Raw genomic sequence first — 5371 nt, 5'->3', positions numbered from 1 at the left:
GAAAAATCGAAGGTCGTCCGCAAGCTGCGGTGTGCTGTCTACACTCGGAAATCCTCCGAGGAAGGGCTGGAGCAGGAGTTCAACTCGCTCCACGCCCAGCGCGAGGCATGCGAAGCCTACATCGCCAGCCAGCGGTCGGAAGGCTGGGTGCTGGTCCGCGATCAGTATGACGACGGCGGCATCTCGGGCGGGACGCTGGAACGGCCCGGCCTCAAGCGACTTCTGGAAGACATCGAGGACGGGCTGGTCGATGTCGTCGTGGTCTACAAGATCGACCGCCTGAGCCGCTCGCTGGCCGACTTCGCCAAGCTGGTCGAGGTGTTCGACCGGAACGGCGTGACTTTCGTCTCCGTCACCCAGTCGTTCAACACGACCACGTCCATGGGTCGGCTGACGCTGAACATCCTGCTGTCCTTCGCCCAGTTCGAGCGCGAGGTGACGGCCGAGCGCATCCGCGACAAGGTCGCCGCCAGCCGGAAAAAGGGCATGTGGATGGGTGGGGTGCCGCCCTATGGATACCGCGTCGAGAACCGAAAGCTGGTCATCGACGAAGAAGCCGTCGCGCATGTGCGCTGGATCTTCGCGCGCTTCCTCGAGATCGGGTCCTGCACGGAGCTGGCGCGAGAGGTCGGCGCGCGCGGCATCCGGACGCCGCGCGGCAATCGGATCGACAAGAAATACATCTACCGGATGCTGAGCAACCGCGCCTACATCGGCGAGGCGGTCCACAAGGGCGAGAGCTATCCCGGCGAGCACGACGCCATCGTCGACCGCGAGATGTGGGACCGCGTCCACGCCATCCTGCAGGAGAGCCCACGCAAGCGCGCCGCCCGCACCCGCTCCGACACGCCCGCGCTGCTGAAGGGGCTGCTGTTCGGCCCAGATGGCGCGGCGTTCTCGCCGACCCACACCCGAAAGGGCGGCAAGCTCTACCGCTACTATGTCAGCCAGACGGTACTGAAGCATGGTGCCGGATCGTGTCCCGTCGGCCGCGTGCCCGCGGGCGAGATCGAGGCCGCCGTCATCGACCAGCTGCGCGCCGTCTTCCGCCAGCCCGAGATCGTGGCGGGCACGTGGAAGGCCGCCTGCGCCCATGCCACCGCCATTACTGAGGCCGAGGCTCGCGTGGCCTTGCAGCAGATCGACCCGCTGTGGGAGGAACTCTTCCCCGCCGAGCAGGCGCGCATCGTGGCGCTGATGGTTGAGCGCGTGGACATCGGCTCTGACGGGCTCAACGTCCGCCTGCGCGTCGACGGGCTCGGCGGCCTCGCCCGCGTGATGCTGGCCGGTGGCATCGAGGCGGCAGCATGACCCGCGGTGCTCCGATCCCGGAGACGGTTACTCTCCACGTCCCATTCAGGATCGTGAAGCGTGGCGGGCGGAAGGAGATGCAGATGCCCGAGGGCGCCACGCAACCGCGGCGGACGGACAACACGGTGGTTAAGGCGTTGGCCCGCGCGTTCCGCTGGAAGCGGATGCTGGAGTCGGGCGAGTTCGCGTCGATTTCCGAGCTGGCTGAGAAGGAAGGGATCGCCTTCACTTACATGGCCCGGGTCCTGCGCCTGACCCTGCTGGCGCCAGACATCGTTGAGGCGATTCTGGACGGAAGGCAGCGGCCGGAGGTGACACTGGCGCGGGTGCTGGAGCCGTTCCCGGTGGAGTGGATGAGCCAAGGCGCGGCAATCGAGCTCGACCGCAATCATTCGTAGCCGCCACAGCGTTCTCGCAACGTAAGCCACTGGCACTCCATGGCAGTTGGCGCTGGAAGGCGGCCCCCTCGATCGCTACTCTGGCCCGGAAAATCACAATCAACCCGAAGAGCCCTCATGGCCTTCTTCGACGACATGGGGCCGAAAAGACGAAATGGCAGTCAAGAAATCAGATCTTTATTCCTCGCTCTGGGCATCATGCGACGAGCTCCGCGGCGGAATGGATGCGAGTCAATACAAAGACTATGTCCTGTTCATGCTGTTTATCAAATATGTCTCTGACAAATATGGGGACAGCGATGATCTCGAGCCACCAATCATCATTCCGAAGGGCGCGAGCTTCAGTGACATGGCGGCCCTTACGGGAAATCCGAATATTGGGGATCTGATCAATACGCAGGTGATTCAGCCGCTCGTTGATGCCAACGAGATGCTGGCGCGAACAGATTTTCCCGACTTCAACGATCCGAACAAACTTGGTGAAGGCAATGACCGTGTTGACCGGCTTGGTCGTCTGATTTCCATTTTCTCGAGCCCGGATCTGAATTTCGCGAAGAACCGAGCGGACCATGACGATATTCTGGGCGACGCCTATGAATACCTCATGCGCCATTTCGCGACCGAAAGCGGCAAGAGCAAGGGGCAGTTCTACACCCCGTCGGAGGTCAGCCGGATCATCGCCAAGGTGATCGGTATCTCGCCGAAGAACACCGTTGCTGGAACCACCGCATATGACCCCACATGCGGATCGGGCTCTCTGCTCCTCAAGGTTGCGGCCGAGGCGGGCAAGCGGATCACGCTCGAAGGCCAGGAAAAGGACGTGACCACCGCCGGTCTCGCCCGCATGAACATGATCCTGCACGACTTCCCGACGGCAAAGATCGTGGCGGGCAACACCCTGACGACCCCCAAGTTCCTCGAGGGGGAGCGCCTGCGGACATACGACTACGTCGTCGCCAATCCGCCGTTCTCGGACAAGGCATGGAGCACTGGCTTCAGCTATGACGAAAAGGGCGCCATTACGGACAAGCATAAGCGGTTCGAATGGGGCGCTCCGCCCAAAAAACAGGGCGACTACGCCTATCTGCTGCACATCATCCGCACCATGAAAAGCAGCGGTAAGGCCGCCTGCATTCTTCCCCATGGCGTGCTGTTCCGTGGCAATGCCGAGGCCGACCTCCGCGAGGCGCTGATCAAGTCCGGTTATCTCAAGGCGATCATCGGTCTGCCGCCAAACCTGTTCTTTGGCACGGGCATCCCGGCTTGCATCGTCGTTCTCGACAAGGAAAATGCCACCGCCCGGCGCGGGATCTTCATGATCGACGCGTCCAAGGGGTTCCGCAAGGACGGCGCCAAGAACCGCCTGCGCGAGCAGGACATCCACCGCATCGTCGACACCTACCGCAAGGGCGCGGACGCGCCGGGCTATGCCCGCATGGTGCCCTTTGACGAAATCGCCGACCCGCGCAACGCGTTCAACCTCAACCTGGCGCGCTACATCGACACCTCGGAGCCCGAGGATACGGGCACCCCGTTGCTGCGCAAGGACCGCGAGACCACGCGCGAGGTCTTCGGCACCTACATCCACACCTACAAGTTTCAGGAAGCGGTCCGGGATAAGGTCGTGCTCGACCTGAAATACGAGGCGCGCGACGTGCCGCAGCGCATGACGAGCCCGGCAGCAATCGACGCTTGGTTCGAGAAGAAGACCAGGAACCTCAACAACTTCCAGAAGGCAGTACTGCGGAAACGCTGGGCCAACATGGAGGAGCTGCTCAGCGCGACAGAACGGAAACGCCGGATCGTCGCGGAGATCGTGCAGGACTTCGATCTGAAGCCGCGGCTGAGCGACGACCGAGGCACCGCAATCCTGGTAGCCTCCTCGATCCGCGACGCCTGCGAATTCTATCGCGAATTCCAGAGCACCCGGCTCGGGCCGCATGTGGGAATCGTCACGTCGTTCGAGCCGAACCACAATGCGATCTCGAGGGAGCCCGCCAACAGCGACGAGCGGTACAAGTACGACACCTACACGAAATTCGTGCTGAAGGGCGGCCAGAGCACGACAGCCTATGAGACCGAGGTCAAGCGGCGCTTCATCGAAGAACCCGCGAACATGAAGCTGCTGATCGTGGTATCCAAGCTGCTCACCGGCTTCGACGCGCCGAGTTGCAGTTACATCTACCTCGACGACAAGCTGCGGGACCACACGTTGTTCCAGGCGATCTGTCGGACCAACCGGCTCGATGGCGACGACAAGGATTACGGCCACATCGTCGACTTCAAGGAGCTGTTCGGCGACGTACAGCACGCGATCGCGGTCTACAGCTCGGATGAGCTGGATGTTGATGAAGGGAGCGGCGGAGAAAACAACGTCGAGATCAAGAATTGGCTCGAGGAAGGTAAGGCGCGCCTGGACGCGGCGCGGGAAGCGCTTCACTACCTGTGTGCGCCAGTGGCACCTCCGAGGGAGATCGAGCAGTTCTTGCGATACTTCTGTGGCGATGCCGGAGACCCGAACGCCTTGAGCGAGACTGAGGCACTCAGGGTCTCATTCTACAAGACCGTCGCCTCCTTTGTCCGCGCTTATGCAGCGATTGCGCAGAATCTAGATGAAGCCGGGTATACCCCGTCTGAGCAGACGGACATCCAGCAGGAAATTGACTTCTACACCGACCTCCGCGCCGCAATAAAAAGGCACTCGGGAGAAGAACTCGACATCAAGCCGTATGAAGCGGACATGCGGCACCTGCTGAACACCTATATTCAAGCGGACCCAGCGCAGACGCTTGGTGCACTGTCGAACGTTTCGCTGATCCGGCAGCAGCAAGAGCAGCTTCGCTCGCAGGCGAGGGAAGCCCCACGTTCATTCGTCGGTCGCGAGACCCACTACCTTTGGGGACGACGCCATCTTCTCCGTGTGACGGAGCTCGACGCCAAGCCTGAGGTAAAACTAGACCACCGCACGATCCATCTCCAGGTCCGCCCCGGAACTTCCCGCGACGGACGCGCCAAGGTGATTCACGCTTGGCATCTGAAGCTACTTCATGGCGCAGTCCCGCCCATCATCGACAAATGGGAAAGCCGCATCGGCGTTAAGGTCCACCGCTACTTCTTGCAGCGGATGACAACCAAGTGGGGAAGCTGCAACTCGAAGGCAGGCACTATTCGGTTGAACACTGAACTCGTGAAGAAACCGCGCGACTTACTGGAGTATGTAATCGTTCACGAGATGGTCCATATTTCCGAGCCGACGCACAGCCCCCGGTTCTTTGCTCTGCTTTCTGAGCATTATCCGAGTTGGCCTGAAGCCCGGCGGGAGCTGAACGAATTACCCGTTCCTCAGCTTACCGGGAGCTGAGGCGACGACGGTCCCCCTGGAGCTGGCACCAGTTCGATTTATGACCCTTCTCGCGAAAGGTCCCAAGATCGAAGTGCAGAACTGCGGCCGGAAAGTAACCCTTTCTATCCATGCACTTACAGGCTTTGCACCGAAATTGCGCGGTCGAGAGGTCCGGAGAATATTGACCCTGAGAGACGGCTTCCGGGCCACCTGGCGTCGGCACCGGTGGTCAGCCCCGCCCGCATAACCCTCGAAAACAACGAGAAAATCCGGCCGCAGCCGGATCGGGAGAACGCTTTCGCGGGGGCAAGTGGCGGAG

The 5371-nt window shown here is 61.6% G+C and carries 3 protein-coding genes; all 3 read left to right on the top strand.

The annotated features are described in order from the left end of the window. A partial coding sequence (locus G5V65_RS21455) for a recombinase family protein (RefSeq protein ID WP_241250699.1) occupies nt 1-1311 on the top strand: 1311 nt, incomplete at its 5' end. Between the two features lie 83 nt (nt 1312-1394). Then, nucleotides 1395-1709, top strand: a complete 315-nt coding sequence (locus tag G5V65_RS21450; RefSeq protein ID WP_437435928.1) for a hypothetical protein — start codon at nt 1395-1397, stop codon at nt 1707-1709. Nucleotides 1710-1863: 154 nt separating this feature from the next. Next, nucleotides 1864-5070 (top strand): SprT-like domain-containing protein, encoded by a 3207-nt coding sequence (locus G5V65_RS22205; RefSeq protein ID WP_206526927.1) that lies wholly within the window; start codon nt 1864-1866, stop codon nt 5068-5070. The last annotated feature ends 301 nt before the right edge of the window (nt 5071-5371 follow it).

Origin of the sequence: Paragemmobacter kunshanensis (assembly GCF_011059185.1) — a bacterium.
Lineage (GTDB): Bacteria > Pseudomonadota > Alphaproteobacteria > Rhodobacterales > Rhodobacteraceae > Paragemmobacter > Paragemmobacter kunshanensis.
The sequence above is the reverse complement of the archived record's forward strand: the minus strand, read 5'-3'. Positions and strand labels throughout refer to the sequence as shown.

Coding starts and splice junctions, on each gene's coding strand:
- G5V65_RS22205 (WP_206526927.1), top strand. CDS start 1,864: ATGGCAGTCAAGAAATCAGATCTTTATTCCTCGCTCTGGGCATCATGC.
- G5V65_RS21450 (WP_437435928.1), top strand. CDS start 1,395: ATGCCCGAGGGCGCCACGCAACCGCGGCGGACGGACAACACGGTGGTT.